The sequence below is a fragment of the Chromohalobacter sp. HP20-39 genome, assembly GCF_033052815.1.
Lineage (GTDB): Bacteria > Pseudomonadota > Gammaproteobacteria > Pseudomonadales > Halomonadaceae > Chromohalobacter.
The window spans coordinates 361,252-384,729 of the sequence record NZ_JAWHTP010000004.1 but is presented as its reverse complement, the minus strand read 5'-3'; the positions used below and the strand labels follow the sequence as shown (position 1 = coordinate 384,729).

Annotated in this window: 28 protein-coding genes; 24 read left to right on the top strand and 4 right to left on the bottom strand. The window is 60.4% G+C overall.

The window, feature by feature from the left end; genetic code table 11:
• The first annotated feature begins 21 nt into the window (after positions 1-21).
• The 3 genes from RVY79_RS11235 to RVY79_RS11225 all read left to right on the top strand — a co-directional run bounded on the left by RVY79_RS11235 (position 22) and on the right by RVY79_RS11225 (position 1,666).
• Positions 22-315 (top strand): hypothetical protein, encoded by a 294-nt coding sequence (locus tag RVY79_RS11235; protein ID WP_317464224.1) that lies wholly within the window; start codon positions 22-24, stop codon positions 313-315.
• 696 nt (positions 316-1,011) lie between these two features.
• Entirely contained in the window at positions 1,012-1,353 is a 342-nt protein-coding gene (locus tag RVY79_RS11230) for a type II toxin-antitoxin system RelE/ParE family toxin (protein WP_246920771.1), read from the top strand.
• Positions 1,354-1,363: 10 nt separating this feature from the next.
• A complete protein-coding gene (locus RVY79_RS11225; RefSeq protein WP_246920768.1) occupies positions 1,364-1,666 on the top strand; it encodes a helix-turn-helix domain-containing protein in 303 nt (100 codons plus the stop codon).
• 116 nt (positions 1,667-1,782) lie between these two features.
• Here RVY79_RS11225 and RVY79_RS11220 read toward each other — a convergent pair whose 3' ends face one another.
• Positions 1,783-1,986 carry a hypothetical protein gene (locus RVY79_RS11220; RefSeq protein WP_317464222.1) on the bottom strand — a complete coding sequence of 68 codons (204 nt, stop codon included), beginning with the start codon at positions 1,984-1,986 and terminating at the stop codon, positions 1,783-1,785.
• Positions 1,987-2,110: 124 nt separating this feature from the next.
• Positions 2,111-2,461 carry an Arc family DNA-binding protein gene (locus RVY79_RS11215; RefSeq protein WP_317464221.1) on the bottom strand — a complete coding sequence of 117 codons (351 nt, stop codon included), beginning with the start codon at positions 2,459-2,461 and terminating at the stop codon, positions 2,111-2,113.
• Between the two features lie 68 nt (positions 2,462-2,529).
• On the opposite strand from RVY79_RS11215, the gene RVY79_RS11210 reads away from it, so the two are divergent.
• The 14 genes from RVY79_RS11210 to RVY79_RS11145 all read left to right on the top strand — a co-directional run bounded on the left by RVY79_RS11210 (position 2,530) and on the right by RVY79_RS11145 (position 12,788).
• The gene (locus RVY79_RS11210) at positions 2,530-2,685 is read left to right on the top strand and encodes a hypothetical protein (protein ID WP_317464220.1); all 156 of its coding nucleotides are present in this window, start codon (positions 2,530-2,532) and stop codon (positions 2,683-2,685) included.
• A gap of 73 nt (positions 2,686-2,758) precedes the next feature.
• Positions 2,759-3,067: a hypothetical protein gene (locus RVY79_RS11205; RefSeq protein ID WP_317464219.1), complete on the top strand. Its 309-nt coding sequence runs from the start codon at positions 2,759-2,761 to the stop codon at positions 3,065-3,067.
• Positions 3,067-3,297, top strand: a complete 231-nt coding sequence (locus tag RVY79_RS11200) for a hypothetical protein (protein ID WP_317464218.1) — start codon at positions 3,067-3,069, stop codon at positions 3,295-3,297. The genes RVY79_RS11205 and RVY79_RS11200 overlap by 1 nt, the downstream gene beginning before the upstream one ends.
• The gene (locus RVY79_RS11195; RefSeq protein WP_317464305.1) at positions 3,297-3,557 is read left to right on the top strand and encodes a pyocin activator PrtN family protein; all 261 of its coding nucleotides are present in this window, start codon (positions 3,297-3,299) and stop codon (positions 3,555-3,557) included. Before RVY79_RS11200 ends, RVY79_RS11195 begins: the two co-directional genes overlap by 1 nt.
• Before the next feature lie 12 nt (positions 3,558-3,569).
• Positions 3,570-3,857, top strand: a complete 288-nt coding sequence (locus RVY79_RS11190; protein WP_317464217.1) for a hypothetical protein — start codon at positions 3,570-3,572, stop codon at positions 3,855-3,857.
• Positions 3,854-4,123 carry a hypothetical protein gene (locus RVY79_RS11185; protein WP_317464216.1) on the top strand — a complete coding sequence of 90 codons (270 nt, stop codon included), beginning with the start codon at positions 3,854-3,856 and terminating at the stop codon, positions 4,121-4,123. Before RVY79_RS11190 ends, RVY79_RS11185 begins: the two co-directional genes overlap by 4 nt.
• 597 nt (positions 4,124-4,720) lie before the next feature.
• Entirely contained in the window at positions 4,721-5,002 is a 282-nt protein-coding gene (locus RVY79_RS11180) for a helix-turn-helix transcriptional regulator (protein WP_317464215.1), read from the top strand.
• Between the two features lie 12 nt (positions 5,003-5,014).
• Positions 5,015-5,227 (top strand): hypothetical protein, encoded by a 213-nt coding sequence (locus tag RVY79_RS11175; protein WP_317464214.1) that lies wholly within the window; start codon positions 5,015-5,017, stop codon positions 5,225-5,227.
• A gap of 10 nt (positions 5,228-5,237) precedes the next feature.
• The gene (locus tag RVY79_RS11170) at positions 5,238-5,519 is read left to right on the top strand and encodes a hypothetical protein (protein WP_317464213.1); all 282 of its coding nucleotides are present in this window, start codon (positions 5,238-5,240) and stop codon (positions 5,517-5,519) included.
• A gap of 25 nt (positions 5,520-5,544) precedes the next feature.
• Positions 5,545-5,751 carry a hypothetical protein gene (locus RVY79_RS11165; protein WP_317464212.1) on the top strand — a complete coding sequence of 69 codons (207 nt, stop codon included), beginning with the start codon at positions 5,545-5,547 and terminating at the stop codon, positions 5,749-5,751.
• 154 nt (positions 5,752-5,905) lie between these two features.
• Positions 5,906-8,359 carry a replication endonuclease gene (locus tag RVY79_RS11160; RefSeq protein WP_317464211.1) on the top strand — a complete coding sequence of 818 codons (2,454 nt, stop codon included), beginning with the start codon at positions 5,906-5,908 and terminating at the stop codon, positions 8,357-8,359.
• 29 nt (positions 8,360-8,388) lie between these two features.
• Positions 8,389-9,198 (top strand): hypothetical protein, encoded by an 810-nt coding sequence (locus RVY79_RS11155; protein WP_317464210.1) that lies wholly within the window; start codon positions 8,389-8,391, stop codon positions 9,196-9,198.
• Positions 9,199-9,259: 61 nt separating this feature from the next.
• Positions 9,260-9,622: a hypothetical protein gene (locus RVY79_RS11150; RefSeq protein ID WP_317464209.1), complete on the top strand. Its 363-nt coding sequence runs from the start codon at positions 9,260-9,262 to the stop codon at positions 9,620-9,622.
• Between the two features lies 1 nt (position 9,623).
• A complete protein-coding gene (locus RVY79_RS11145) occupies positions 9,624-12,788 on the top strand; it encodes a phage tail tape measure protein (RefSeq protein WP_317464208.1) in 3,165 nt (1,054 codons plus the stop codon).
• 378 nt (positions 12,789-13,166) lie between these two features.
• Here the strand turns inward: RVY79_RS11145 and RVY79_RS11140 are convergent, their stop codons facing one another.
• Complete coding sequence (locus tag RVY79_RS11140; protein ID WP_317464207.1) at positions 13,167-14,144, bottom strand: site-specific integrase; 978 nt, start codon at positions 14,142-14,144, stop codon at positions 13,167-13,169.
• Positions 14,145-14,394: 250 nt separating this feature from the next.
• Here RVY79_RS11140 and dusA point away from each other — a divergent pair, with 250 nt between their 5' ends.
• The gene (gene dusA, locus RVY79_RS11135) at positions 14,395-15,411 is read left to right on the top strand and encodes a tRNA dihydrouridine(20/20a) synthase DusA (protein ID WP_317464206.1); all 1,017 of its coding nucleotides are present in this window, start codon (positions 14,395-14,397) and stop codon (positions 15,409-15,411) included.
• A 19-nt stretch (positions 15,412-15,430) separates the two neighbouring features.
• Here the strand turns inward: dusA and RVY79_RS11130 are convergent, their stop codons facing one another.
• Complete coding sequence (locus RVY79_RS11130) at positions 15,431-16,456, bottom strand: succinylglutamate desuccinylase/aspartoacylase family protein (RefSeq protein ID WP_317464205.1); 1,026 nt, start codon at positions 16,454-16,456, stop codon at positions 15,431-15,433.
• A 392-nt stretch (positions 16,457-16,848) separates the two neighbouring features.
• Between RVY79_RS11130 and RVY79_RS11125 the strand changes: the two genes are divergently transcribed.
• From RVY79_RS11125 to RVY79_RS11100, 6 genes are all read left to right on the top strand, one after another.
• Positions 16,849-18,075: an NAD(P)/FAD-dependent oxidoreductase gene (locus RVY79_RS11125; RefSeq protein ID WP_411161725.1), complete on the top strand. Its 1,227-nt coding sequence runs from the start codon at positions 16,849-16,851 to the stop codon at positions 18,073-18,075.
• 92 nt (positions 18,076-18,167) lie between these two features.
• Positions 18,168-19,457 carry an FAD-binding oxidoreductase gene (locus tag RVY79_RS11120; RefSeq protein ID WP_317464203.1) on the top strand — a complete coding sequence of 430 codons (1,290 nt, stop codon included), beginning with the start codon at positions 18,168-18,170 and terminating at the stop codon, positions 19,455-19,457.
• 28 nt (positions 19,458-19,485) lie between these two features.
• A complete protein-coding gene (locus RVY79_RS11115; RefSeq protein WP_317464202.1) occupies positions 19,486-20,610 on the top strand; it encodes an ABC transporter ATP-binding protein in 1,125 nt (374 codons plus the stop codon).
• Between the two features lie 10 nt (positions 20,611-20,620).
• On the top strand, positions 20,621-21,544 hold the full coding sequence (locus RVY79_RS11110; RefSeq protein WP_317464201.1) for an ABC transporter permease: 924 nt from the start codon (positions 20,621-20,623) through the stop codon (positions 21,542-21,544).
• The gene (locus RVY79_RS11105; RefSeq protein WP_317464200.1) at positions 21,541-22,338 is read left to right on the top strand and encodes an ABC transporter permease; all 798 of its coding nucleotides are present in this window, start codon (positions 21,541-21,543) and stop codon (positions 22,336-22,338) included. The genes RVY79_RS11110 and RVY79_RS11105 overlap by 4 nt, the downstream gene beginning before the upstream one ends.
• A 44-nt stretch (positions 22,339-22,382) precedes the next feature.
• Positions 22,383-23,450, top strand: coding sequence for a spermidine/putrescine ABC transporter substrate-binding protein (locus RVY79_RS11100; RefSeq protein WP_317464199.1), 1,068 nt, complete (start codon positions 22,383-22,385; stop codon positions 23,448-23,450).
• Positions 23,451-23,478: the final 28 nt, after the last annotated feature.

Here is a 23,478-nt window from a genome sequence, read left to right as displayed (position 1 = left end):
ACCTCATCGACGGGAGGCATCATGATGAAAGCCATTCTGCTGGTGGCACTGTTCGTCCTGGCATGGCCGGTGTTGGCCGATGACGATGGTCAGCAGGACTCGCTCAACGACAGCCGACAACGCAATCAACTGCAACGTGACGTCAGCAGCGACCGCGCCACCATGATCGAGCGTCGCCAGTCACTGAACCGCAGCGAACGTCGCGATGAGCACTTCGATGAGCGTCTACGTAATAAGCGCCAACTCAAGCAATCACAGCGTCGCCTGGAAGACTCGCAACGCGAGCTTCGAGATCAGCGCACCCCGTCACCCTGACACAAAAAAACCCGACCAATCGGCCGGGTTCTTATGCAAATCTGCATTTCCGTGCAGTTATCACGAACGTCCTGTCCGTGCCTCCATGCTTACCTAGGCGTCCTTTTTACCTAGCTTCCTTGCTTTCCGCCCTTCCGTGGCGGACATGATCACCGTGGCAGAAGATATCCAGCAGTAAAAATAACCTGCATTAAACAATGCCAATTTAATGTTCCAGAAAGTAACGCAGACCGCAAAAGTGTCATTACCCCACACAGGCCAACTCGACGCAGGTCCGGAGCGATATTGCCCACTTCCCCGTATGACGTACAATACGCGGCCACTGCATCCGCTATCGTTCTTAGCCAACCTTTTCATCGGAGGCCGTCAATGTTTGAAAAATCAGCGCAAGACTCGCTAGCGCGGGCCCGCCGGTTTTCCATCGCCCCGATGATGGATTGGAACTAAAGCCCTAAACGGCGGGTCTTTCAGACATTCTGTAGCGAATCCGTAGCAACGCCACACAGAAAATGGCTTGATCCACTTTCCCTTTCGAGTCTCGGGCAGCGCCTGCACGGCTGTTCTAAACGTCGCTGGTAGCCTTCACCACAAAACCTCTCGAACAGCCGGCCCGCCGGAATCTGAGCAGAGGTCGCGTCGGCTTGACAATAGGATTTAACCTATATAGCCTTCATCCTATAAGTGAAGGATGAAGCAATGTGGCCGATAGAGCAGACCGAGACGTTTGAAGAGTGGTACTTCTCACTGGACGACATCAACCGGGAGAACGTACTTGCAGCGCTCTTGATGCTGCAGGAAAGAGGGCCGATGTTGCCTCGTCCTCATGCTGACACCGTGAACGGCTCGCAATATCGCAACATGAAGGAGCTGAGGATTCAGAGCCAGGGCCAGCCCCTAAGGGCCTTCTTCGCCTTCGATCCTCAGCGGACAGGCGTCCTTCTCTGCGCCGGGAACAAGAGCGGCAACAAGCGTTTCTATGATGACATGATCCCAGTGGCAGACCGGGAGTACGCTGCCCACCTGGAATCACTGAAGTGAGGTGAAAGCTATGGCTCGTACACTGAACCAACTCGTCGCCAACGAGAATCCGGAGCTCGTCAATCGCGCCAAGGCGAAAGCTGATGCAATGCTCCTGGAACTCCGCCTATCGGAAATTCGCCAGTTGGTCGAAATGACGCAAGCGGATATGGCTGAGGCTCTAGGCGTCAAACAGCCGACTATTGCAGGTATGGAGAAAAGTGGTCAGGATCTCCGGCTGAGCTCCCTCAAGCGTTACGTTGAGGCCATTGGTGGGAAAGTCCGCCTGGATGTAGAGATGCCTGACGGTACACACCGCGGCTTCCACGTGTAACCCTCTCCATCATCAGGGCCGCTGGCGAGCAAGAGTCGCGACCAAGCCATTGACCGCATCAATCGTGTGAACAAGATAGCACCCCGCCGGCCGTCGTCGGCGGGGTGCTAGTGTTTCTATGTGTCGGCGACTTCCGTGGCGGCTTCCAAGCGGCTGGACTTCGTGATGCGCTCCAGCGAGATCTTTAGTTGTCCACCCCAGCCACAGAACGGGTTGGCGCACTGTGCAAGCACTATCGTCGCCTCATTGAGCGGAGCCGGGTCGAGCTTATCCGGATGAGTCTTAAGCCCTTCATTGCAGTGCGGACATCTGGCGCGCATCGCGCTTCCTCCTGGTTGAGGTCGGCACCGACTAGCCTACGGCAATGCCAGTCCCGAGCACGAGCCCAAACAAAAGCGCCGCCCAGATGGGCGGCGCTTTGCTATGTGCGGGATGGGCTTTTCCCTAAGACTTAGAGCCGGAGTCATCGTCACCCGAACCCGTTTTGATCTCCACATAGTCAGGGTCCAAGTGAGGAAAGCCTGGTTCGGCAGTGCCATCCTTGATTTGCTCCATCAGCTGGTAACGGAAGCCTTCCAATAACTTCAGCATCAGTTTGGGCGGCACATCATCGTACATAGCCTCGCGATGCTCCACCTCGAAGCTCTGCTGAAGACGCGCAACGATTTCTGCGTTCATAGAGCGGTTATTCGCTTTCGAGGCTTCTTTGAGAGAGTCCCGCAACTCCGCTGGCATGCGAAGTTTGTACTGAGGGTCGGTCTGCTGTGTCGTCATGGTGTGAATAATGGACCACATAGGTATTGACGGCAACAAACCTAGTAGGTACCTTTAAAGGACCTACTAGGTGCAGAAAGGACCTGACGATGAAACGAACAGACCCACAAATGAAGATCCGGCTAGAACCCGCAGTGAAAGCCTGGATCGAGACAAAAGCGAAAGCGGATGACCGCCCCCAAACCTGGCTGATCAATCAGCTACTGAAGGAAGTCATGCAACACAGCACACAGCGTGCCAGTTAGAAACGACGAGACCCCAGGTGCGCCAACACCCAGGGCCTCAATGTCCGAACATTTTTGCGAAGGATCAGACGCCATGGATATTATCAACTCTCGCCCGGAATGCAATTCCGGCGCCCGCCGCTATTACCGCCAGGTCTCCGCACATCAACGTGCCGTGCACACCATTGGTGCCCGCCTGGTGGCCTATCGAATCAATGGTCGACCAGAGCAGCTTGAAGAGATACTGGGGATGGCTCGCATGGCCCTGACGCTCGGCGCCATCGACCCTGCTACACACACCGAGCTGCTGCGGCTGCTCTACCCGCTCGACGACCCCCACCCTGGAACAACACCCAATCACACCAACGCTTCAACTGCCTCGATGGCTGAGGAGGTGCATTGATGGATGCGCACCTGAAAGCCGCCAAGACACGACTACGCCATCAGCTCCACGCCGAGTTGAAAACCAGCCAGCTCGCCCTTCGCCATCTGGCCAGCACCCTAAAAGAAGAGTGTCGAATGGGCCGTCACATCGACCTCGCTGCAACACGAAGTCACATCGAACTCATTCAAGAAATCGCCGACAACCTCGACAACGTTGGCCACTCACTCAGCGAAAAGGGGGGCAAGTGATGGGACCTACCTACTTTGGCTTGCTCGCCGAATTCGACGGTCGCGCCGAGATCCCGCTCGAGGAGGTGGCGCCGCGCTATTTCGGCGTTAACGCGCGCACAGCCAGTGCCCGCGCCGCCGCTCAGGCTCTGCCTGTGCCCACCTATCGCGCCGCAGACTCCCAGAAAGCTAGGTGGCTCGTCAGCGCTGGCGACCTCGCTGAATACCTCGACCAACGCAAAGCAGAAGCGCGCCAGCTATGGCGAGCTGTCAACGAGTAAGGCAACTGCTCTATGAACCATGAATCTCTACGCCCCTACGCCTTGGGTGACTGGTGGGCTTTCGATCAATCGACGTTGACCCGCCTTCAACACGCCCGTCGCTCGTTGGCATTGGTCCATGACCTGGTCGAAGGTCAGCCACACAATTCGGTCTCGACGGTAGAGCTCAACCAAGAAGAACTCGGGGCCCTACTTGCCCTAGTGGTCGAGAGTCTCGACACCGTAGAGGAAGAAGCCTTCGGAATGAGGCGCTTCGTCGCCGAGCATGCTGAAGATGTACGCCGGGAGGTGGCCTCATGACCCAGCTAACTCCACTGACCTACCAGCTAGGCGACGAGCCCGCGCTGGTAGTCGATGAAGCATGCAGTGCCGAGACCCTGTACGACAATGCCGAAGCCCGCCTCGAAGCGGCTCGCGGCATGCTGGAGACGATCGCCAGCCTGGAGGTCGCCACGCACCTACGTCGTCACGACTTGGCCAACGTTGCTCAAGCTGCCCAGATTCTGGCGGCCGATGCGGCGGACCTCTACCGCGCGTCCCATTACGGGAGACTTCGCCCCAGATAAGCACCCAATAGCCAATTCTCGAATAGGGACAGAAGCGATGTGCCGGCATGGCGTACTCAACTGCGACGACCTGAAAGCAATTACGGGATATCAACGAGCCGGCGATGTCGAGCGTTGTCTTCGGCAGCAGGGGGTGCACGTCTTTTACGGAAAGGCGGGGCCATGGACAACGGTAGCCCTCATCAACAAGGCCGGCGGTCTGGTAGCAGGCAGCCCCTCACCGGATGACGACCTGGATGCACATTCAATCCTATAAATTCGACTTCGAGTGATGGACCGATAGAGCTGCGTTGTAAAACGGCCATCTACAACGCCAACCGCTCGTCAGTGGGACTCACAGGGGCGAACCTATCGCCAAGGTGCCTAAAAGCAGGGAAAGCCGAGCAGAAGCCCGCCAAGGCATCGCTTATTTGTGCGGTAACGCTCGCACAAATCGCCTTGATCGTACTAGTGGCCTCTTGCGGCGACCCTTGTCACCAGGGCGTCCCAAGGGCCTACAAGCAAGTAGTAAATCCTGACCACGCAGCCGGTCAGGACGATGCGGAAGCATGGGGCGGGAATTAGCGAAATCGGTGAGCGACCAGAGGTGTTGAGGCAATGAACGAGAACGAGCGAGTTGAAGAGCAGACAACGGTGCGCCTAATGCGCTGGCCGGAGGTCGAGGAGATTACCGGCTTGTCACGCAGCACGTTAGCCAACATGGCGGCCAACGGCCGGTTTCCTAAACCGGTCCAGGTGTCAGCACATATTACGGCCTTTCTGAGCACAGAAGTAGCGGCGTGGTTTCAGGAGCTAAAAGCGCGCCGCGTCCACTACCAGGGCGCTGGAGCCTGGAAGCGTCATGGCGCCTCCGCGCAGCAAAGCGCCACCCCCATCTGACTAGGAGCCACTATGCGAACTATCCATGTAGACGTCGCCGGCGTCGACCACGAGTGCGACGAAGACGAAGCCGTCGAGATGTTCCTGTCGTTGAAGGAAGGGCTGGAAGGCGCAGGCGTGAAAACCGAGAAGCTGTCGACGATCCCGCGCCCAAAGGGCAGTCAGACCTTCCACCGCACCCCCTTGGGCATGGCCATTGCCACAGCGCAGCTCACTGACTGCTAAGGAGACATCAATGACCACCCCAACCTACAAGACGCTGACTCTGAGCCGTCCAGGCGGCGGAAGCCTCAAGATCCATCCCAGCGAATGGGCGGCACTCAGCCAGGCGGTGACCAATGCCCTGCAGTTGGACGCCGACCCGGCTGTATCGCTGGAGGACCTCCCCCTCGGCGCGCAGCGCGAGGCATCACCGCTGGGTAATAGCCGGCAGTTGATCGCCCGGTTCGATCGCTACGCGGCAGACCGGCCCATGAGTGGGCGCTATGAGCAAAGCGTAAACCCAGTTGAAAGCTAACGATGCCGGAAGGCGAGGAGCCAGCATGGCGAAGCGCGTCATCACCCTGAGCATTCTCAACGAGCGAATCACCTTCTACGCCAGCGACTGGCCAGCGATACAGAAGGCGGTCAACGCGGCCATCAGGACTGAAGGATATTGGCAGCGCACCAAGGGCGAGCATAGCACGCCAGCGGCAAAGGGTTTCAGCGTGGCCAACAAAAGCCGGTTGGCCAAGGGGAAGGGGTTTTAGTAGTGGCCAGAAACGCAAAAGGCCCCGGGGATCGCCACAATCCCATGGGGGCCCATACCGCATTTGATTACGACGCCAAGGTTAGCACAGCCCCAAGGTTGCGCAACCTTTCGCAATGCTCGAGCCGCCTCGATGCGCCTTGGGAGGGTCGCCCATGACTACCATGAAGTGGCCGCTGATGGTCAGCGCCGCCCGTGAAGTCGAACGAACCATGGGGACACCTCAGTGCCGGAAGTTCCGCCGGCAGATCTTCGAGCGCTTCGAGGCCGTCGCCGGCGACCTTGTCTGTGGTGCTGTGGCAGTGGCAACCGTCCATGGCCGTAGTGCCCCCAGCACTCCAGGTAATGCTGAAGCAAATACCTGGCTTCGCATTATGCAAAAGCAACTCATGCTCGGCCCTTTCAACGTGACCCATGAGGATCAGGCTCTAGAGGACTACGCGCGTGCCAAGGCAGACGCTATGGTCGCGGCCCAAGAACGCCATCACCGAAAGGCTCGAGCCGGCTATGCAAAGGCTCGTCGCCGACATTTTTGGCGATTCGCACTGCCGGCAGACACCAGGTTCGCCGGGTTAACCTTCCGCCGCCGTGTGTGGCCGACAAGCCGGGACGCCGAGGTCGAGAGCCTTCGCGAAGGACTCGAGATCGCCCACAAGCACAGCCTGGACGTAGCCCCTGTGGTCGAGCTCAACCGCCTGAGCGGTGCCCAGCGGCGCGTCATGCTGAGCAAGTTGGGATCGGCGCCATGGTGGCGACGTAAGCTGCGCACGCTGGCGAACCGACGCCTCGACCAGTTCATGCGCATGGTCCGCCGAGTTCACAAGCGTGCCGGGATCTATGTCAGCGACATGGTGTTCAAGCGCTGGCAGCGCCGTCAGAACGAGAACCTGGAGATGCTCGAGGGCACCACGGCGGTCAACCAGTTCGAACAGGAGTACACCCTAGCCGAGCTGTCCGCCAAGAGCGTGGGCAACCGCGACATCCGTTTCAAGGAAACGATGATGCGGATTCGCGAGACCGAGGCCTTCGCCCATCGCCATGGGCATCGTGCGGTGTTCGTCACCTGGACCCTGCCTAGTGCTTGGCATGCAGTACTGCAAGAAAGCGGACAGTCCAACCCTAAATACAACGGTTCGACCCCGCGTGAGGCACAGGCTCAGCTCCAGAAGCTGTGGGCAAGCGCCCGCGCCAAACTGAAACGCGACGGTATCGCCTATTACGGCATTCGTACCGTCGAGCCCCACCATGACGGATGCCCGCACTGGCACATGCTGTTGTGGGTCGCCGAGGACCAGATCAAGCAACTGGAGGACTCCCTCCGCCGCTATGCCCTGTCGATCGACCCCGAGGAGGTCGCCGGAAAGGAGCACATTCGTATCAGGTTCGAGCATATCGACCCCGCGAAGGGCAGCGCCGCCGGCTACGTCATCAAGTATGTCGCCAAAAACATCAACTGCACTCAGCGTGGCGACGAGGTCGACCAGTACGGTCGCCCGATGGATGTCGCGGCGCCGCGGATCGCTGCCTGGGCATCGGTCCACGGCATCCGGCAGTTCCAGTTCTTTGGCTTGCCGAGCGTGACGGTGTGGCGCGAGCTGCGCCGCCTGCGCGATCCCGATGACGATTCCTTCGCCACCTCCTGTTTCGAAGACTGGATCGCGGCTACCAAGCCCGACCCAGAGGCGCTGGCCATCCTCCACGACCTACGGCGCGCCGCGAACGGCAGCTGCTGGGACAAGTTTCTGGAGCTGTGTGGCGGTCCTTGCGTGCCCATGATCGAGCGTCCAGCTCGCCCGTGGCGAATGATTCGCCTCGACCCGAAGGGCGAGGCCGTCGACCCAAAGAGCGGCGAGATCCGCGTCGACCTGGAGAAGCTTGGAATCTACGGCGAGCCCGTCGAGACAACCATCGGCATCACTGTCACCAGCGCGACCGGGGAAGCATCCTTCATGACCCGCGTCTATCGCTGGGAAATCAAGCCAACGGGGGCTGGTGGTCAGCGGAGCGGCGCAGCCGCGGAGCCTTGGACTCGTGTGAATAACTGTACGGGGCCTGATATCGAGCCCCGACAGCCAGGCCCACAGGAGGCCCATGAACAAGAAAAGCGATACAAAGCATGGCGGGCCAGCACTGAAGTCAGGGCTGAAATGGAAGGCCTCGAGGAGTATGAACACCAGCTGAGCGCCGCCCTCCACCAGAAGTTCGACCCGCAGCCAGAATGGGGCGCACCTGAGTACTTTCCTCCGGAGTTGGAAAGCTTCGAGGAAACCACTGGGCCGGTCGAAGACCAGGGGCCGGCACCTCAAAACCCCGTCACCGCCGAGTCGCAGGCCCTGTGGCAACTGCTGATCTCGAGCGCCGAGGCTGAGCAGCGCCGCGGACTCGGCATCGACGACGAGACTGCCCTTCGCCTGGCCGCGATGTTCTTCGAGCCCCCCGCCGAACGTCAGGAACGCTCAAATTGGTCAAGCCTAATGCTCGGTATCAACCGCAAGCGTATGCGTAGCCCGCGAGGCGGCCAGATGAGCGCCGAGGAGGCGCGATTGATCGCAGCAGGGCTGTGGGTGGCCCCGGCCCCTACTACCCCTTTTTCCACGCAGCATGCATGACCACCACTACCATCACTGGAGAAGAGACCATGAGTATCGTCCCCGCCCCATATCGCATCGCAGCCACGGCCGGAATCCGACTTGAGACGGCTCGTGCTGAGTACCTGAAGCAACGCGAAGAGCTTCAAGACGCCGCCAAGACGCTCGACCGGTTGAGCAAGCTGGAACAGGCATCTCAGGCGGAAGCCAAGTCCGCTGCCGCCGGATGGCGAGACGCCATGCGCGCCGCCAAGGGCGAGCCCACGAAAGAGGTTCGCGAGTTTCAGGAACAGGAACGCTCCCTGGCCGAGCAGACTAGATACCAGCGTGACATGATCGAGGAACAGGCACCGTTGGTGGAATACCATCAAATCCTGACCCATGGCGCCCGGGCCGCCTATCGCCGAGCTGCCGAGGAACTCCACTACGCCACAGCGCACGAACAGCTTACCAAAGCCGCTGAAGCGGTATTTGCCTCCGGACAAGGCAAGGAGCTGCTAGGCGCGTTACCAGCCATCTTCGGGCGCCTGGAGAAGGATGTTTATAACGATGTGGGGTTCATGGCCACTCACGGCCTCGACGTGTCCTCCTTCCCCGGAAAAGCCATCCGGGGACACTTAACCGAAACTTCACGGCCAGCCGTCGATAAAGAAATCCACCGTCGCCAGGCTATCGCCGTTGGCGAAATCGCTATGAAACACCTCCAGCAGATTCAAGGCGAGGGCATCTCGGCTGGCGACGCCCCGGAGAAGATTGACCCACTTCCCTGCGAGGCTCCGGTATCAGAGATGGGCAACGGCATCAAAATCGGCCGCCGCAAGGCCGAGCTGGAATGCATTCTGAAGAAACAGGCCGCCTGACGGAACTGCTGGGGCCGCACGGTCCCAGCATCGCCACACCACGAAAAGAGAACATGATGCCATGAGCCGCAAGGATTACATGCAGTGCCGCCGTCGTTGCAAGCGGCTGCGCAAGGCGCACCTCAAGGTCGAAAGAAGCCTAGTCTCTCTGGACCGTTCCGGCGAAACCGGGATGGAAGATGTCCGTGAGAACCTGCTAGTCATGCGAGATCGACTCGTGACACTGCTGGAGCTGCTTCAGTTGGATGCTTGGGAGACACGTCAAGAGTGCATGGCAAGTGGCACTTCGCTGCCACCGCCCAGCAAGAGCGAAGGCGAGGGTTTCCAGTCCCTCACCACTGAGGGTCGTCAGCGCCTGAGACTCGACCTAGAGGCCATAACTGACGCGGACACCGAGGCAATGGTCGCCCAAGGAGTCGGATGATATGGCCAAAGATCTAAGTCTCCAGGTAAAGCTTCAGGCGATCGACAAGATCACCAAGCCCCTCAAAAAAATCACCCAGGGCAGCGGCAAAACCGCCGAGGCCCTCAAGGCCAGCAAAGAGCAGCTCAAGACGCTCAACCAGCAACAGAAGGATGTCAGCGCGTATCGTCAGACGCGTTGGGCCATGCGTGGCAACCAGCGGGCTATTCGCGAGCTAACCGAGCAGACCGAGCAATACACCCAAAAGCAAGCCGAGCAGAAAGACCGCCATGAACGCATTCAGTCCTCACTGAAAAGCGCCCGGCGTGAATACGATCACCTGGCCAAGGCCGTCCAAAAAACCACCGAGCCTAATGCCCAGCTCTCCAATGAGCTGGAGAAGGCGCGCATTCGGCTAAATGCCCAGCAGGAAGCCGCCGACAGCTCCGGTAACGAACTCAAGCGCTATCGGGATCGCATCCGACAAGCAAACGACAAAGTAGAACGGCTTAACACGACCCAGCGAACCCAGCAGGAGCGCCTTTCAGGCGTCAAGCGTCGGCTCGATGAGGCCGGCATCGGAACCGACAAGCTCGGTCGCAAGGCTCGCGAGTTGCGCGGAGACGAAGAGCGCCTAAACGACACCCTCGAAAAACAGAAAGATAAACTCAGTGCCGTCGCCCGCAAACAACGCGCCGCCGCCGACGCGGCTAAGCGTTACCAACGTTTGGCCGGTCGTGGTAACGCCATACGTGGTACCTGTGCCACCGGGCTCGCCACTGGCGGTGTCGGTATGGCAGCCATGACCACCCAGGCACTCGGCAACGAAATGGCGGGGTCTCGTCTCGCCGCACAATTCGGCGAAGGTAAATCCGCAGCCGCCGAGTATCGTGAAGTCATCAACAACGTCTACAGCGGCGGACGCGGCAACGGCATGCAGGATGTCCAGCGCGCCGTCGGTGCCGTCGGCGCAGCGTTTGGGTCACTCGAGGAACAGTCCGCATCAAAGATCAAGAGCATCACCAACCAGGCGTTGACGCTACAGGAAGTATTCGGGGTCGACATCACCGAAAGCGTTCAAACCGCCCAGAACATGGTCAAGAATAAGCTCGCTCCCAACGCCACGGCCGCCTTTGATCTGATCGCCAAAAGCTTCCAGGAAGTCCCGGCGGCGATGCGTGATGAGTTGCCCGATATCCTCCAAGAATACGGCACCAATTTCCGGGCGCTGGGTTTCAGCGGCAATGAGGCCATGAGCCTGCTGGTCGCCGCTGCCGATAAAGGGCGCTTCGCGCTCGATAAAACCGGCGACGCCGTGAAGGAATTCACGATTCGCGGTTCGGACATGAGCAAGGCCAGTGTCGCGGCCTACGACGCCATCGGGCTCAACGCCAGCGCGATGTCAGATGCCGTCGCCAGCGGTGGCGATCAGGCACGCGCCGCCATGCAAACCACCGCGAAAGCGATCCTCGCCATCGAGGACCCAGCGAAGCGCGCGAACACCGCCATCGCGCTATTCGGCACGCCCCTCGAAGATCTCTCCGTCGACCAGATCCCGCAGTTCCTCAAGGCGCTCGGCGGCACCAAGGACCGGCTCGGCGATGTCACCGGCGCTACCGCCGACGCGGCTGACACGCTGGACAACAACGCCGGCAAGGCACTCAAGGACGTGTTGCGAGCGTTATCCGGCCCATTCATGACCGCCCTGGAAGACGTGCGCGACGACATCATCGACGTCAGCAAAGCGGTTACTGGATGGATCAAGGAAAACCCCGAACTCGCCGGCACCTTGGCCAAGGTCGCCGTCGTCCTCGCCGGCCTGGTCGCCGTGGGCGGAAGCTTTCTGTTAGTGGTGGGGTCGCTGCTTGGCCCCATCGCCGCGATGCGCTGGGGGCTGGAGATGTTCGGCATCAAAGCCGGTGGCGCCAATGGCAAGCTAGGTAAGCTCGCCAAGGGAGGTATCAAGAAGCTCGGCGGCGGTTTCAAATGGCTCGGGAGCTTGGCCGGTAGCGCTGGCAAAAGCCTCGCCCAGCTCGCCAAAGGCGGTTTTACCGTCATCGGGCGAGCAGGCGGCTGGCTATCGAGTATATTGCGAACAGCCAGTATTCACGTCTACACGCTGGCAACACGAGCACTGCCAATGCTCGGCAATGCGCTAGTAAGCTTGGGTAAAGGATTCATCACGCTGGCCACCGCCATCGGCCGGGCCGGGATCGCCCTTCTGGCAAACCCGATGACGTGGATCATCCTCGGCATCGTCGCCGCCGTGGCGGCACTCGCCGGCGCCGCCTACCTCATCTACAAGAACTGGGGCGCCATCAGCGGCTGGTTTGCCGAACTGTGGGAAGGTATCAAGGCCAAGGCTAGTGCGGCATGGGAATGGTTCAAAACCCTATTCGACTGGTCACCCATCGCTGCCATCAAGGCCGCCTGGTCTGGGCTCGGCAATATCGTCGGCGGCGCTGTGGATCTCGCCAAGGCCGACGCCTCTGCCGCCTGGGAGATGGTCAAGGCGCTATTCGACTGGTCACCCATCGCTGCCATCAAGGCCGCCTGGTCTGGGCTCGGCACCCTGGGCGGCAGCCTGATCGACGGCCTTATCGGCGGGATCGATGAGAAATGGCAGGCGCTCAAGGACAAGGTGAGCGGCATCGGTGACTTCATCACGGGTATCTTCCAGGACGATCAGGAGATCCATAGCCCAAGCCGGGTATGGGCGCGCCTGGGCGGCCACACCATGGAGGGATTGGCACAAGGCATTGATAGAGGAGCCGACGGGCCGCTTCGCGGCGTGGTCAACGTTTCCAGGCAGCTCAAGCGTGCCGGTGCCGGCATGGCCCTCGGCGCCGCGACGCTGCCCGCTGCCGCCGCGCCAGATATTCAGGCGCCTCAGCTACCGGAGATGCCCGCGCTACGCGCCAGCGTCGAGCGCCCGAAACTGCCTGATCTCGGCACGCTCAACGCCCCGCGAATCGAAACGCCGGCCATCGACACCCGGCCACCGCTGCAAGCCCAAGATGGGGGTAGTGTCACCATCACCATGGGCGATATCAACGTTCACCCATCACCCGGCATGGACGAACAGGCCCTCGCCCGCTACGTGCGCGCCGAGGTCGAGCGCGCACTCAAAGAGGCCAGCCGCGACGCCGCCGCGCGTCGGCGCTCATCGTTTCATGACATCGACTGAGGGATAACCGACAGCACCAAGCGCGATCGACTCTTCGCCCCGCAGCTTCGCGGGGCATTTTCATAATTGACCCAGCCCCCTCCACCCCCACTGCGATCCACGCCGCGCGATACACACCCCGCCCCTCCTGCGCGCTAAACATGCCGGTTTTTATGCACTATTGCACCGTAGCGCCAGGCCACGCCGTTGCTGGGCTCGAGGAGGTTTTTGAGGCTGAAAGGAGTTATGCGAATTTATGCACTTTTGGTGCTCAGGGAAGGCGCCGGAGGAGTCACGGCGGGCGCGACAGAGACCTGGCGCCCATTCAAGCGAGTTCGAGGACAAAAAAAATGGCCAGGGCGAGCAAGAAGGCGAAAACGCGTGCAATTTGCGCACTCTTTATGCCCTGCTTTCAGCCGACAGCACCATGTCGGCGCCCTCACCCTTCAACTGAAGGTTTTCGGGACGAAGGTGTGTGTAGCGCTTCAACACATCCCAGCTTTCGTGAAGCGTGAATTGCTGAACCTCGACGATTTCATAGCCTGCCTCGAACAAGCGCGACGTTGCCTCATGCCGAAGGTCATGGAAGCGTAGATCTTCGATGCCACAGGCAGCCGTTGCCGCTCGCCACCGAGTCCCTATAGATTTGCCATTGAAGGGAAAAATCCGCTCCTCACCTGCGGCCCGAGGCTGCCGTTGGATGATGGCCATCGCTTCACGAGTCAGCTTGAAGCGCTTGTGGTTGCCCCATTTCTGCCGAGGATGCTTGGCATCGCGTACCCAGCAAGTCATAGCCTGTTCGTCGAGATCTTCCCAGATGAGCCGAGTGACCTCTTCCTGACGCCTCGAGGAAGCGATGGCAAAGTCCATGATGTCTTCCATGGGGATGATCGCGCTGGGGCGGATCAACTGCGAGCGACGGAAGTAGGCCCGAATCAACTCGACTTCCTCAGCAGTAGGCCGCCGATCGCGAGACCCAGAGCGAGAAATCAGCCCTTTGCTACGTAGTAGCACCTTTGCCGACTCGAACTCATTGAGCTCCACCGGCATCTTCCATGCTGCCGCCGCCGTCTTGAGGATGATGCCCAGCCAGGTGATGTCCTGATTGATCGTCGAGGGCTTAATGCCGCTGTTACGGCGCATGACGGCATGCTCCACAATCTGCTCACTCGTCAGGTCGATAACTTGGGCTCGCGCAAGGGGGAAGCGCTGCAACTGCTGTATGGTGGCCCGTTTCGAGCGGCCGGCGCCTTGGGCGAACTCGTGGAGATAACGCTCGATGGCATCCTCCAACTTCACCCCTCGCCACTTAGCGGTGAGAAGCCCACCGGGGCTCATCAGCTCAAGCTCACGGCGCTTGGCCCACTCTTCCGCCATGGCTTTCTTGGGAAAAGTCTTCCCCTCGGAGTGAGCCTTCTGACCCTTCCGCATAATGCGGACTTGGGCGGTGTATGCGACACTCCCGTCCTTTCGTTTACGCTTACTGATCGTGGCCATTGAGATCGCTTCCGTGTAGCAAATTCACTGGAAGCATCGTAGCAGATTCGTAGCAAGCCATGATGCAAAACATAGCAAAAAACATGTATAAATCGACATATCTGGAAAGGCCTAGTGCCCAGGAAAGCCCATGAACACTGGGAAAACGCGCAAAACGCTAGATAGAACTTTCTCCATCGCCCCGATGATGGATTGGACGACCCGCGACTACCGTGCGTTCGCCCGTACGCTGACGCGTGAGGCGCTGCTGTATACCGAAATGGTCACCACCGGGGCGATTCTACATGGCTCGCCGCGCGAGCGCTTTCTCGGGTATAGCGACGTGGAGCATCCGGTGGCGCTACAGCTTGGCGGTAGCGATCCTGCCGCGCTGGCGGAATGCGCCGCCATCGCCGAGGCCTGGGGCTACGATGAAGTCAACCTGAACGTGGGGTGCCCTAGCGATCGGGTACAGAACAACCTGATCGGTGCCTGCCTCATGGAGCATCCGGACAAGGTGGCGGCGGCGGTCAGCGCCATGCAAGCGGCGGCCTCGATTCCGATCACGGTCAAGTGCCGCATCGGCATCGACGAACAGGACGAAGACGCCGACCTGGCGCGCTTCATCGAACGCGTCGCCGATGCCGGCTGCGGGGTCTTCATCGTGCATGCCCGCAAGGCCTGGCTCGAGGGACTCTCGCCCAAGGAAAATCGCGATGTCCCGCCGCTCAATTACCCACGCGTGCATCGTCTCAAGGCGCAGTATCCCGACCTTCATATCGGCATCAACGGCGGTATCAAGACGCTGGACGAGTGCCAGGCGCAGCTCGAAAAGGTGGATAGCGTCATGATCGGGCGTGAGGCGTATCAGAACCCTTGGTTACTGGCCGGCGTCGATGCCGCCTTCTATGGCGGCGCCTCGCCCGTGAGTAGCCGCCATGCCGCCGCGCGTGCTTTCCGCCCCTACATCGCCGGACGCCTGGCAGAAGGGGCCAAGCTCAACCACGTCACTCGTCACCTGCTCGGCCTGTTCCAAGGCTGCCCCGGCGGGCGTCAGTTTCGGCGCCATCTGTCGGAAAACGCCCACCGCGACAGCGCCGGACTCGAGGTATTCGACGAAGCATTGGCCAAGGTGCGCGAGTTCGACACCGCAAGCGCCGTCGCCTGAGCTGACGCAGCGGGCCAGGCTATAGTTCCTGGCGTGTCTCGAAATCGGAGTGGAAGGTTTCGACGGCGTTCTCGGCCTCTTCGATTTCATCGAAGCGCGCCACATGAAATAGTGCCTCACCTTCATTAGCGAGCGGCAGATTGCTCATGCCGATGACGATGCCATCGGCGTTGGCGAGCACTTCCTGCTCGGCATTACCGAAAGGATCGGCAACGCGCCCCAAAACATCCCCCCGAGCGACGCGCGCGCCCAACCGCGCCCGGGGCCGCAGAATGCCGTCGATGGGCGAGCGGGCCCAACTCGAGCCATTGGCGACCTCCGCAACGGCGGGTGCATGCCGACGCCGGTCGGTGGGTAACATGCCCAGCAAACGCATCACGCGCTGCACACCTCTTACCCCCGGCGCGATCGCCCACTCGTCGAAACGCAGCGCCTCGCCGGCTTCATAGGTGAGCACCGGCACGTCACGCGACTGCGCATATTCCCGTAGGCTCCCTTCGCGCAATTCGGCATTGAGGATCACCGGTACCCCGAACGCCTCGGCCATGGACTGTGTCGCGGGCCGATTCTTCAACTGCGCCCGCACCTGCGGGAGATTGGTGCGATGAATCGCCCCGGTATGCAAATCCACGATGTGCGTCGCCAAGTCGACGATCTGCTCGCGAAACAGCGACGCGACGCGCGAGCCAAGCGAACCAACCTCGCTCCCCGGAAAACAGCGATTCAAGTCACGCCGGTCAGGCAAGTAACGCGTCTGCTGCACGAAACCGAAGACATTGACGATGGGCACCGCGATCAGCGTGCCCCGCAAGCGCGATAGCGACGCCAGACGCAACATGCGACGCACGATCTCGACGCCATTGATTTCGTCACCGTGAATTGCTCCGCACACTAGCAGCACCGGCCCTGGTTGACGGCCATGAACGACCTCGACGGGAATATGCAGCGGTGCATGGGTGTAAAGCTTGGCCACCGGTACATCGATTTGTGCCCGGCTGCCGGGCGGAATACGCGTACCGGCGAGTTCGAAGGGAGCGCGAGCCATGAGTGTTCCTATACCGAAGATGGCGGATTCTTGATACCCGCCATGGCGCCTCATGATACCCCATTCATGCAAGTGATTCTTTGCTTAGCCGTCGATGAAAGGCGCGAGGAATGACAGCAGCGCAGACTTTCGATCACTGTCATGACGCTATACATGAAGCATGCCCATCTCTTGAGCCCCCGTGGAGCCTCGTTGGGCGGCATGCTCTTAAAATATACCCAAGGGGGTATATCACAGGGTTGCCGCCCCTTCGTAACGTTACCCCAAAGATAATGCTCAACTGGTCCGCTTTTAATAAAGGCCAGTAAGATACAACAACGCTTCGGGAGCAAACCGTGCAGGCAACGTCTCATCCTCATTCCTATTATGCAGCGTCAGCGAATGACAAGCGCATGCGTCCGACACTGCAGGGTCACGTGAAGGCAGACATCTGCATCGTCGGTGCCGGCTTTACCGGCATGTCTACGGCCCTCCACATGGCCGAGAAAGGCTACAAAGTGGTTGTCCTGGAAGGCAACCGCATCGGCTTCGGTGCTTCCGGCCGCAACGGCGGACAGATCGTCAACAGCTACAGCCGCGATATCGACTTCATAGAGCGCCAGTACGGCCAAAAGGTCGGCGTAGAGATGGGCCGGATGGCCTTCGAGGGCGGCCGCATCCTCCGCCGCTTCGTCAAAGACTACGACATCCAGTGTGACTTGAAGGAAGGCGGTGTTTTCGCCGCGTGCAACCGCAAGCAGTTCGATGAGTTGGTCGGGAAAAAGAAGCTCTGGGAAGCCCACGGCCACGAGCGACTGGAGCTGCTCGACGAGAATGCCATCCAGCAATACGTGGGGACCCAGCGCTACGCTGGCGGGCTGATCGATCATAGCGGGGGGCATTTCCATCCACTGAATCTGGTACTCGGCGAAGCCGCCGCCGTGGAGTCCCTTGGCGGGACCATCTACGAGAACTCCCCGGCACTACGGATTCATGAAGGCGACAAGCCGATCATACATACCGAGGAAGGCGACGTTGAAGCAGACTACGTACTGGTCGCCGGTAACGCCTATCTCAATGGCCTGCTGCCCAAGCTGAAATCCAAGGCCATACCCTGCGGCACCCAGATCATCACCACCGAGCCCCTGGCCGAAAGTGTGCAGCAGCGTTTGTTGCCGAAAGATAACTGCGTCGAAGACGGCAACTACCTCCTGGACTATTTCCGTCTATCGGGAGATGGTCGCCTGATCTACGGCGGCGGCGTCACCTACGGTGCTCGCGAGCCGGAAAAGGTCGAAACGCTGATCGTACCGAAGATGCTCAGGACATTTCCGGAACTCAAGGGCGTGAAAGTGGACTTTGCCTGGACCGGCAACTTCCTGCTAACGCTGACACGCTTGCCTCAATTCGGCCGCATCGGAAAAAACATCTACTACGCACAAGGGTACAGCGGCCATGGCATCACCTGCACCCACTTGGCGGGCAAAGTAATCAGTGACGCCATTCAGGGTCAGGCAGAACGCTTCGATATTTTCGCCGGCCTGCCCCAGCATTCGTTCCCTGGCGGGCGGATCATGCAAGTTCCGCTGACCGCCATGGGGGCCTGGTACTACAACCTGCGCGACAAACTCGGAATCTGATTGTTGACAACCAACAACCATCGAAATGAATATCGAAAATAGTTTTGTCGTCGTCTCGTCAATACTTCAACAACAATAACAGGATGGAATCTATGCGCAGTACCGTCTCCGATACCCCCGTTTCTTGGTACCGGGCCTCCATCGCCGTCGAACTCGAACCCACCATGCCCCTTGAAGGTGAAACGAGAAGCGACGTGTGCGTGATCGGTGGCGGAGTGACCGGCTGCTCAACGGCCCTGCACCTGGCTGAACGTGGCTACTCGGTGACATTGCTCGAGGCCGGCGATATCGGCCATGGCGCCTCCGGGCGCAGCGGCGGGCAGATCCTGCCAGGGCTGGGTACCGACATCACCACCGTCCAGCAGGCCTTGGGGCTGCCCCGAGCCCGCGAGGTGTGGGAGATGAGCCGCGAGGCCGTGCGCCTCACAGCCGAGTTGATCGAGCGCCATGCCATCCCTTGTGAACTGGCCTGGGGCTATCTCCACGCAGCGATCAAGCCCCGTCACGTTAAGGAACTCGAGGCTTTCCGCGAGCAGATGACCCGTGACTACGACTACGCATCCCTCGAGTGGCTGGAGGGCGATGCCCTGCGCGAGCACGTCGTCACCGACGCCTATCCAGCGGCCCTGTACGATCGGGAAGGTGGCCATCTTCATCCCCTCAACTACACCCTCGGCCTGGCCCGGGCAGCCCAGCGCGCCGGTGTACGTGTGCATCCCCACAGCGCCGCGCGCACGATCCATCGCGGTCAACCGGCCACTGTCACTACCGAGCACGGCAGCGTGACAGCCGATTTCGTAGTGCTGGCCACCAATGCCTATCACGGCGGCCTAGTCCCGGAACTCTCAGGCCGCGTCATGCGGGCCGCCAACTACATGATCGCCACCGCCCCGCTGAGCGAGGCGCAAGCGGCGCAGGTGTTACCGCAAAACGATGCCCTTGCCGATGCTAACTTCGTGCTCGACTACTACCGGCTCAGCGCCGATCGACGCCTGATCTACGGCGGCGAGGTCAGCTACGACGGTCGCGAGCCCCCGCGCCTACAGGCGCGCATGGACACCAAAATAACCCGGTTATTCCCGGTGCTCGAGGGCGTGCCTATCGAGTATCGCTGGGGCGGCGACGTGGCGATCACTTTCAACCGGGCTCCTGACTTCGGCCGCCTAGGCAATAATCTCTACTATGCCCAGGGCTATTCCGGCCATGGCATGGCGATGGCAGGGCTGGCCGGCAAGCTGATGGCCGAGGCCATTGCCGGCCAGAGCGAGCGCTTCGACGTCTTCGCCGCCATGCCACATCGCCAGTTCCCGGGCGGCCGCTCTCTGCGCAAGCCTTTACTGGTGCTGGCGACCAACTTCTACAAACTGCGCGACAGGCTCTGAGGCCATCAACAAGAAAAGAGGGTATCCCATGAGCGAGAACATGACGGCGGAGATTGCCGACCATCCGGGCACTCGCCCGGTCGCCGATGAACGCGACCGGGCGAGCCGCAAGGCGTCCTCGATCGAGATGCAGGGCCTACACAAGCGCTTCGGGCGCGATACCGTAGCCCTGGATGGCGTCGACCTGAACATCCGGGCCGGCGAATTTTTCACTTTGCTGGGGCCGTCCGGCTGCGGCAAGACCACTCTGCTGCGCATCCTCGCCGGTCTCGAGGAGCCGGATGCCGGGTCGCTGGTGGTGGGCGGCAAGAACATCACCGACATGCCGCCCCACCAACGCAGCGTCAATACCGTCTTCCAGTCCTATGCGCTCTTCCCGCATCTTTCGGTACGCGAGAACCTGGCCTTCGGGCTGAAGATGCGTGGCATGCCGGCCGCCGAGCGCCACACCAAGGTCGACGAGATCGCCGACTTCATCAAGCTTGGTGACCTTGTCGATCGCCACGTCGACCAGCTCTCCGGCGGCCAGCGCCAGCGCATCGCGCTGGCTCGGGCGCTAATCTGCGAGCCTGACGTGCTGCTGCTCGACGAGCCACTCTCGGCACTGGATGCCGGGCTGCGCAGCCAGTTGCAGGTAGAACTACTGCGCGTGCAGAAGCGACTTGGCATGACCTTCGTGTTCGTGACCCACGACCAGCAGGAGGCGATGGTCATGTCCGATCGCATCGCCGTGCTCAATGGCGGCACCATCCAGCAGGTAGGCGTGCCGCGTGAGGTCTACGAGCGTCCAGTGAACGCCTTCGTGGCGCGCTTCATGGGCCATGACAACCTCTATCCGATCAGCGCCCATAAAGACGATTGCCTGACCACGGCACTCGGAGAGTTGACCGCCGAGGAGGCCGGCGACGGCGAGCTATTGTTGATCCGTCCCGAGACGCTGGATCTACTACCTGGTGCCGTCGAGGGTCGCAACCATCTGACGGCGACTGTGGAAGAACGGCTCTATCGTGGCAGCCACGCCGAGTTTCGCCTGGCCATCGCCGACACCACCCTGCAGGCGACGGTCAACAACCGCGGCCGTCACCTGCCCGAGGTGGGCGAGACGGTGACGGTGGTGGTGGCGCCGGAAGACCTGGTCACCCTGAGCGAGTGAGGAAGCGAACATGTCCTATTCCGGCATAATGCCCACCGCCCGCAGCCGCGCCATGGTCCGTGAGACCCGCCACCTGCTGTTCACGGTGACCCCGGGGGCGTTCTGGATCTTCATCTTCTTGGTGTTGCCCAGCGCCTACCTGATGGGCGTGGCCTTCATGACCAACGGGCCCTATGGCCTGCCGCAGATGCCTTTGTCGCTGGACTCCTTCGAGCGCCTGGCCGGCTTCGGCTTTCTGGGGTGGAGCCCGGGCAACCTCTACACCCTGCTGCGTTCGCTGTGGCAGACCCTGTTGTCGACGGTGCTGGTGGTGATCGTCGCCTACCCGGTGGCCTACTACATCACCACCTGCCGCGAGAAGTGGCGGCCGATCCTCCTGCTGCTGGTCGTCGTCCCGTCGTGGACCAACCAGGTGATTCGCGCCTTCGGCTGGATGAATCTGCTGGCGCCGGGCACGCCGCTGTCCGACCTCGCCGATGCAATGGGCCTGATTGGCCCCCATATGGGGCTTTACCCCTCCAACTTCGCAGTCACCCTGGGGCTGGTCTACAACTTCCTGCCGTTCATGGTGCTGCCGCTGTACGCCGCCTTCGAGAAACTCGATACGGCGCAGGTGCAGGCCGCTCAGGACCTTTATGCCAGCCCGGTGCGGGCCTTCTGGCACGCCGTCTTCCCGCAGACCCTGCCAGGGCTTTTGGCTGGTACGGTACTCGTGGCCATCCCAGCCTTCGGTATGTACGTGATTCCCGAGCTGCTCGGCGGCGGTAAAGGCATGATGCTCGGTAACCTGGTCGCCAACCAGTTCGCCGGAAGTTCCAATTGGCCGCTGGGGGCGGCCGGGGCAATCTTGATGTTGATCGCGACGTTTATCGGCCTGTTCGCCATGCGGCGGATCGGCAAGCGCCTGGGCGGCGGTGAGGAGGTAGTGATATGAGAAAGCGTACGCTTGCACGCGGCCTCGCCGGTATCTGGTGGGTGACACTGTTCTTCCTCTACGTGCCACTGTTCGTGATCGTGCTGTTCTCCTTCAACTCGGCCAACAGCACGGCCATTTTTGAAAGCTTCTCGCTGGCCTGGTATCGCAGCCTGTTCGACAACGAGCAGATCATCAACGCCTTCGGCAACAGCCTGGTACTGGCGGTAAGCTCCTCGATCATCGCGCTGGTGATCGGTTGTCTGATCGGCTACGGCATGTATCGCCATCGCCACCGCAAGCTGGGTTGGTTGATAGCGCTGATCTACCTGCCGATCGTGCTGCCGGATATCGTCTTCGGCATCTCCGAGATGGCCTTCTTCGTACAGATCCACGCTTGGACCGGCCTGCTGCAGCCAGGGCTCGGCACCATGATCATCGCGCATGTGACTTTTCAGATTCCCTTCGTGGCGCTGATCGTCTACTCGCGCTTCGTTGGCCTCGACCCAACGCTGTTCGAGGCCGCCAAGGACCTCTATGCATCACCGATCAAGCGCGTGGTGCACTTCATGGTGCCGACCATCAAGCCGGCGTTGATTTCCGCCTTCTTCCTGTCGTTTACGCTGTCGATCGACGATTTCGTGATCAGTTTCTTCACGGCGGGACCGGAAAGCGCCACATTGCCGATCTATATCTGGAGTGCCATCAAGAAGGGGGTGACGCCCGAGATCAACGCGATCGCCACCCTGATGATCGGCGCAGTGGCCATGGCCGCGATACTCAGTATGCTGTTCAACCGTCAGGGACGCCGCTAGACGCACCCTGGCACCACAACGTAGCACCGCAGGAGAGCGACACGATGAAAACAATGAACACAAGAATCGCCGCGACACTCGGGGGCCTATTGCTGGCCGGCGGCGTCCAGGCACAGGAAGACAACAAGCTTTACCTGTTCAACTGGACCCAATACATGGACCCCGCGATCATCACGGCCTTCGAGGAGAAATACGACGCCGAGGTGGTTCAGAACTACTACAACTCGTTACCCGAGATGTTCGCCAAGCTGAATGCTGGCGGGGTGTCGCAGTACGACATCATCGTACCGTCTAATTACTACGTACCACGGCTTATCGAGACCGGCATGGTACAGAAGCTCGACAAGTCCAAGATCCCCAACTTGGACAATGTCATGGAACAGTTCAAGAATCCCAGCTATGACCCACAGAGCGCCTACTCGGCGCCCTACCAGTGGGGGGTGACCGGCCTGGTGTACAACACCGAGACGTTCCCCGATGCACCCAAGAGCTGGTCGCTGATGTTCGATCCCAAGCTCAACCCGAGCCACCCCTTCGCGCTGATGGGCGATGGCCAGGTGAGCATGGGCGGCGCCTGCGCCTATCTAGGCCACGGCTATGACTGCACCGACACCCAGGCATGGAAGGAGGCCGCCAAGCTGCTGATCGATACCAAGAATCGTAGCAACTTCAGCGGCTTCGTCGACGGCACGCCAAGCCTGCAACAACTGGCGCGAGGCGTGACACACGTCGCTTTGAGCTACAACGGCGACTACCTGTTCTACAGCCAGGATAACCCGGAGTCGTTCAAGAACATCGAGTTCATGATTCCCGACGAAGGTACCGAAATGTGGGTGGACACCATGCTGATCCCCTCCAAGGCACCCAATCCTGATCTGGCACACAAGTTCATCAACTTCATCCTCGACGCCAAGATCGGCGCTCAGCTATCCAACTACAACTACTACGCCAGCCCCAATGCGGCGGCTCAGCCCTACCTCGACGAAATATTGACCCAGCCCCCGATCCAGCCATCCGAGGAAGACATGAAACGGCTGCACTTCACACCCAGTCTCGAGGGCGAGCAACTGCAGATCTTCCAACAGTTGTGGTCAGAGGTCCAGGCACGCTGAGACGACAGTCCCCGGCCACTCGGCCGGG

Excerpts from the sequence above, each read along its gene's own strand:
- RVY79_RS11120 (WP_317464203.1), top strand. The coding sequence starts at position 18,168 with ATGCGCAGTACCGTCTCCGATACCCCCGTTTCTTGGTACCGGGCCTCC.
- RVY79_RS11155 (WP_317464210.1), top strand. The coding sequence starts at position 8,389 with ATGAGTATCGTCCCCGCCCCATATCGCATCGCAGCCACGGCCGGAATC.
- RVY79_RS11110 (WP_317464201.1), top strand. The coding sequence starts at position 20,621 with ATGTCCTATTCCGGCATAATGCCCACCGCCCGCAGCCGCGCCATGGTC.
- RVY79_RS11150 (WP_317464209.1), top strand. The coding sequence starts at position 9,260 with ATGAGCCGCAAGGATTACATGCAGTGCCGCCGTCGTTGCAAGCGGCTG.
- RVY79_RS11230 (WP_246920771.1), top strand. The coding sequence starts at position 1,012 with ATGTGGCCGATAGAGCAGACCGAGACGTTTGAAGAGTGGTACTTCTCA.
- RVY79_RS11105 (WP_317464200.1), top strand. The coding sequence starts at position 21,541 with ATGAGAAAGCGTACGCTTGCACGCGGCCTCGCCGGTATCTGGTGGGTG.
- RVY79_RS11210 (WP_317464220.1), top strand. The coding sequence starts at position 2,530 with ATGAAACGAACAGACCCACAAATGAAGATCCGGCTAGAACCCGCAGTG.
- RVY79_RS11145 (WP_317464208.1), top strand. The coding sequence starts at position 9,624 with ATGGCCAAAGATCTAAGTCTCCAGGTAAAGCTTCAGGCGATCGACAAG.
- RVY79_RS11180 (WP_317464215.1), top strand. The coding sequence starts at position 4,721 with ATGAACGAGAACGAGCGAGTTGAAGAGCAGACAACGGTGCGCCTAATG.
- RVY79_RS11190 (WP_317464217.1), top strand. The coding sequence starts at position 3,570 with ATGAACCATGAATCTCTACGCCCCTACGCCTTGGGTGACTGGTGGGCT.
- RVY79_RS11215 (WP_317464221.1), bottom strand. The coding sequence starts at position 2,461 with ATGTGGTCCATTATTCACACCATGACGACACAGCAGACCGACCCTCAG.
- RVY79_RS11165 (WP_317464212.1), top strand. The coding sequence starts at position 5,545 with ATGGCGAAGCGCGTCATCACCCTGAGCATTCTCAACGAGCGAATCACC.
- RVY79_RS11140 (WP_317464207.1), bottom strand. The coding sequence starts at position 14,144 with ATGGCGGAAGAGTGGGCCAAGCGCCGTGAGCTTGAGCTGATGAGCCCC.
- RVY79_RS11200 (WP_317464218.1), top strand. The coding sequence starts at position 3,067 with ATGGATGCGCACCTGAAAGCCGCCAAGACACGACTACGCCATCAGCTC.
- RVY79_RS11170 (WP_317464213.1), top strand. The coding sequence starts at position 5,238 with ATGACCACCCCAACCTACAAGACGCTGACTCTGAGCCGTCCAGGCGGC.
- RVY79_RS11185 (WP_317464216.1), top strand. The coding sequence starts at position 3,854 with ATGACCCAGCTAACTCCACTGACCTACCAGCTAGGCGACGAGCCCGCG.
- dusA (WP_317464206.1), top strand. The coding sequence starts at position 14,395 with ATGAACACTGGGAAAACGCGCAAAACGCTAGATAGAACTTTCTCCATC.
- RVY79_RS11160 (WP_317464211.1), top strand. The coding sequence starts at position 5,906 with ATGACTACCATGAAGTGGCCGCTGATGGTCAGCGCCGCCCGTGAAGTC.
- RVY79_RS11235 (WP_317464224.1), top strand. The coding sequence starts at position 22 with ATGATGAAAGCCATTCTGCTGGTGGCACTGTTCGTCCTGGCATGGCCG.
- RVY79_RS11220 (WP_317464222.1), bottom strand. The coding sequence starts at position 1,986 with ATGCGCGCCAGATGTCCGCACTGCAATGAAGGGCTTAAGACTCATCCG.
- RVY79_RS11225 (WP_246920768.1), top strand. The coding sequence starts at position 1,364 with ATGGCTCGTACACTGAACCAACTCGTCGCCAACGAGAATCCGGAGCTC.
- RVY79_RS11100 (WP_317464199.1), top strand. The coding sequence starts at position 22,383 with ATGAAAACAATGAACACAAGAATCGCCGCGACACTCGGGGGCCTATTG.
- RVY79_RS11115 (WP_317464202.1), top strand. The coding sequence starts at position 19,486 with ATGAGCGAGAACATGACGGCGGAGATTGCCGACCATCCGGGCACTCGC.
- RVY79_RS11175 (WP_317464214.1), top strand. The coding sequence starts at position 5,015 with ATGCGAACTATCCATGTAGACGTCGCCGGCGTCGACCACGAGTGCGAC.
- RVY79_RS11130 (WP_317464205.1), bottom strand. The coding sequence starts at position 16,456 with ATGGCTCGCGCTCCCTTCGAACTCGCCGGTACGCGTATTCCGCCCGGC.
- RVY79_RS11125 (WP_411161725.1), top strand. The coding sequence starts at position 16,849 with ATGCGTCCGACACTGCAGGGTCACGTGAAGGCAGACATCTGCATCGTC.
- RVY79_RS11195 (WP_317464305.1), top strand. The coding sequence starts at position 3,297 with ATGGGACCTACCTACTTTGGCTTGCTCGCCGAATTCGACGGTCGCGCC.
- RVY79_RS11205 (WP_317464219.1), top strand. The coding sequence starts at position 2,759 with ATGGATATTATCAACTCTCGCCCGGAATGCAATTCCGGCGCCCGCCGC.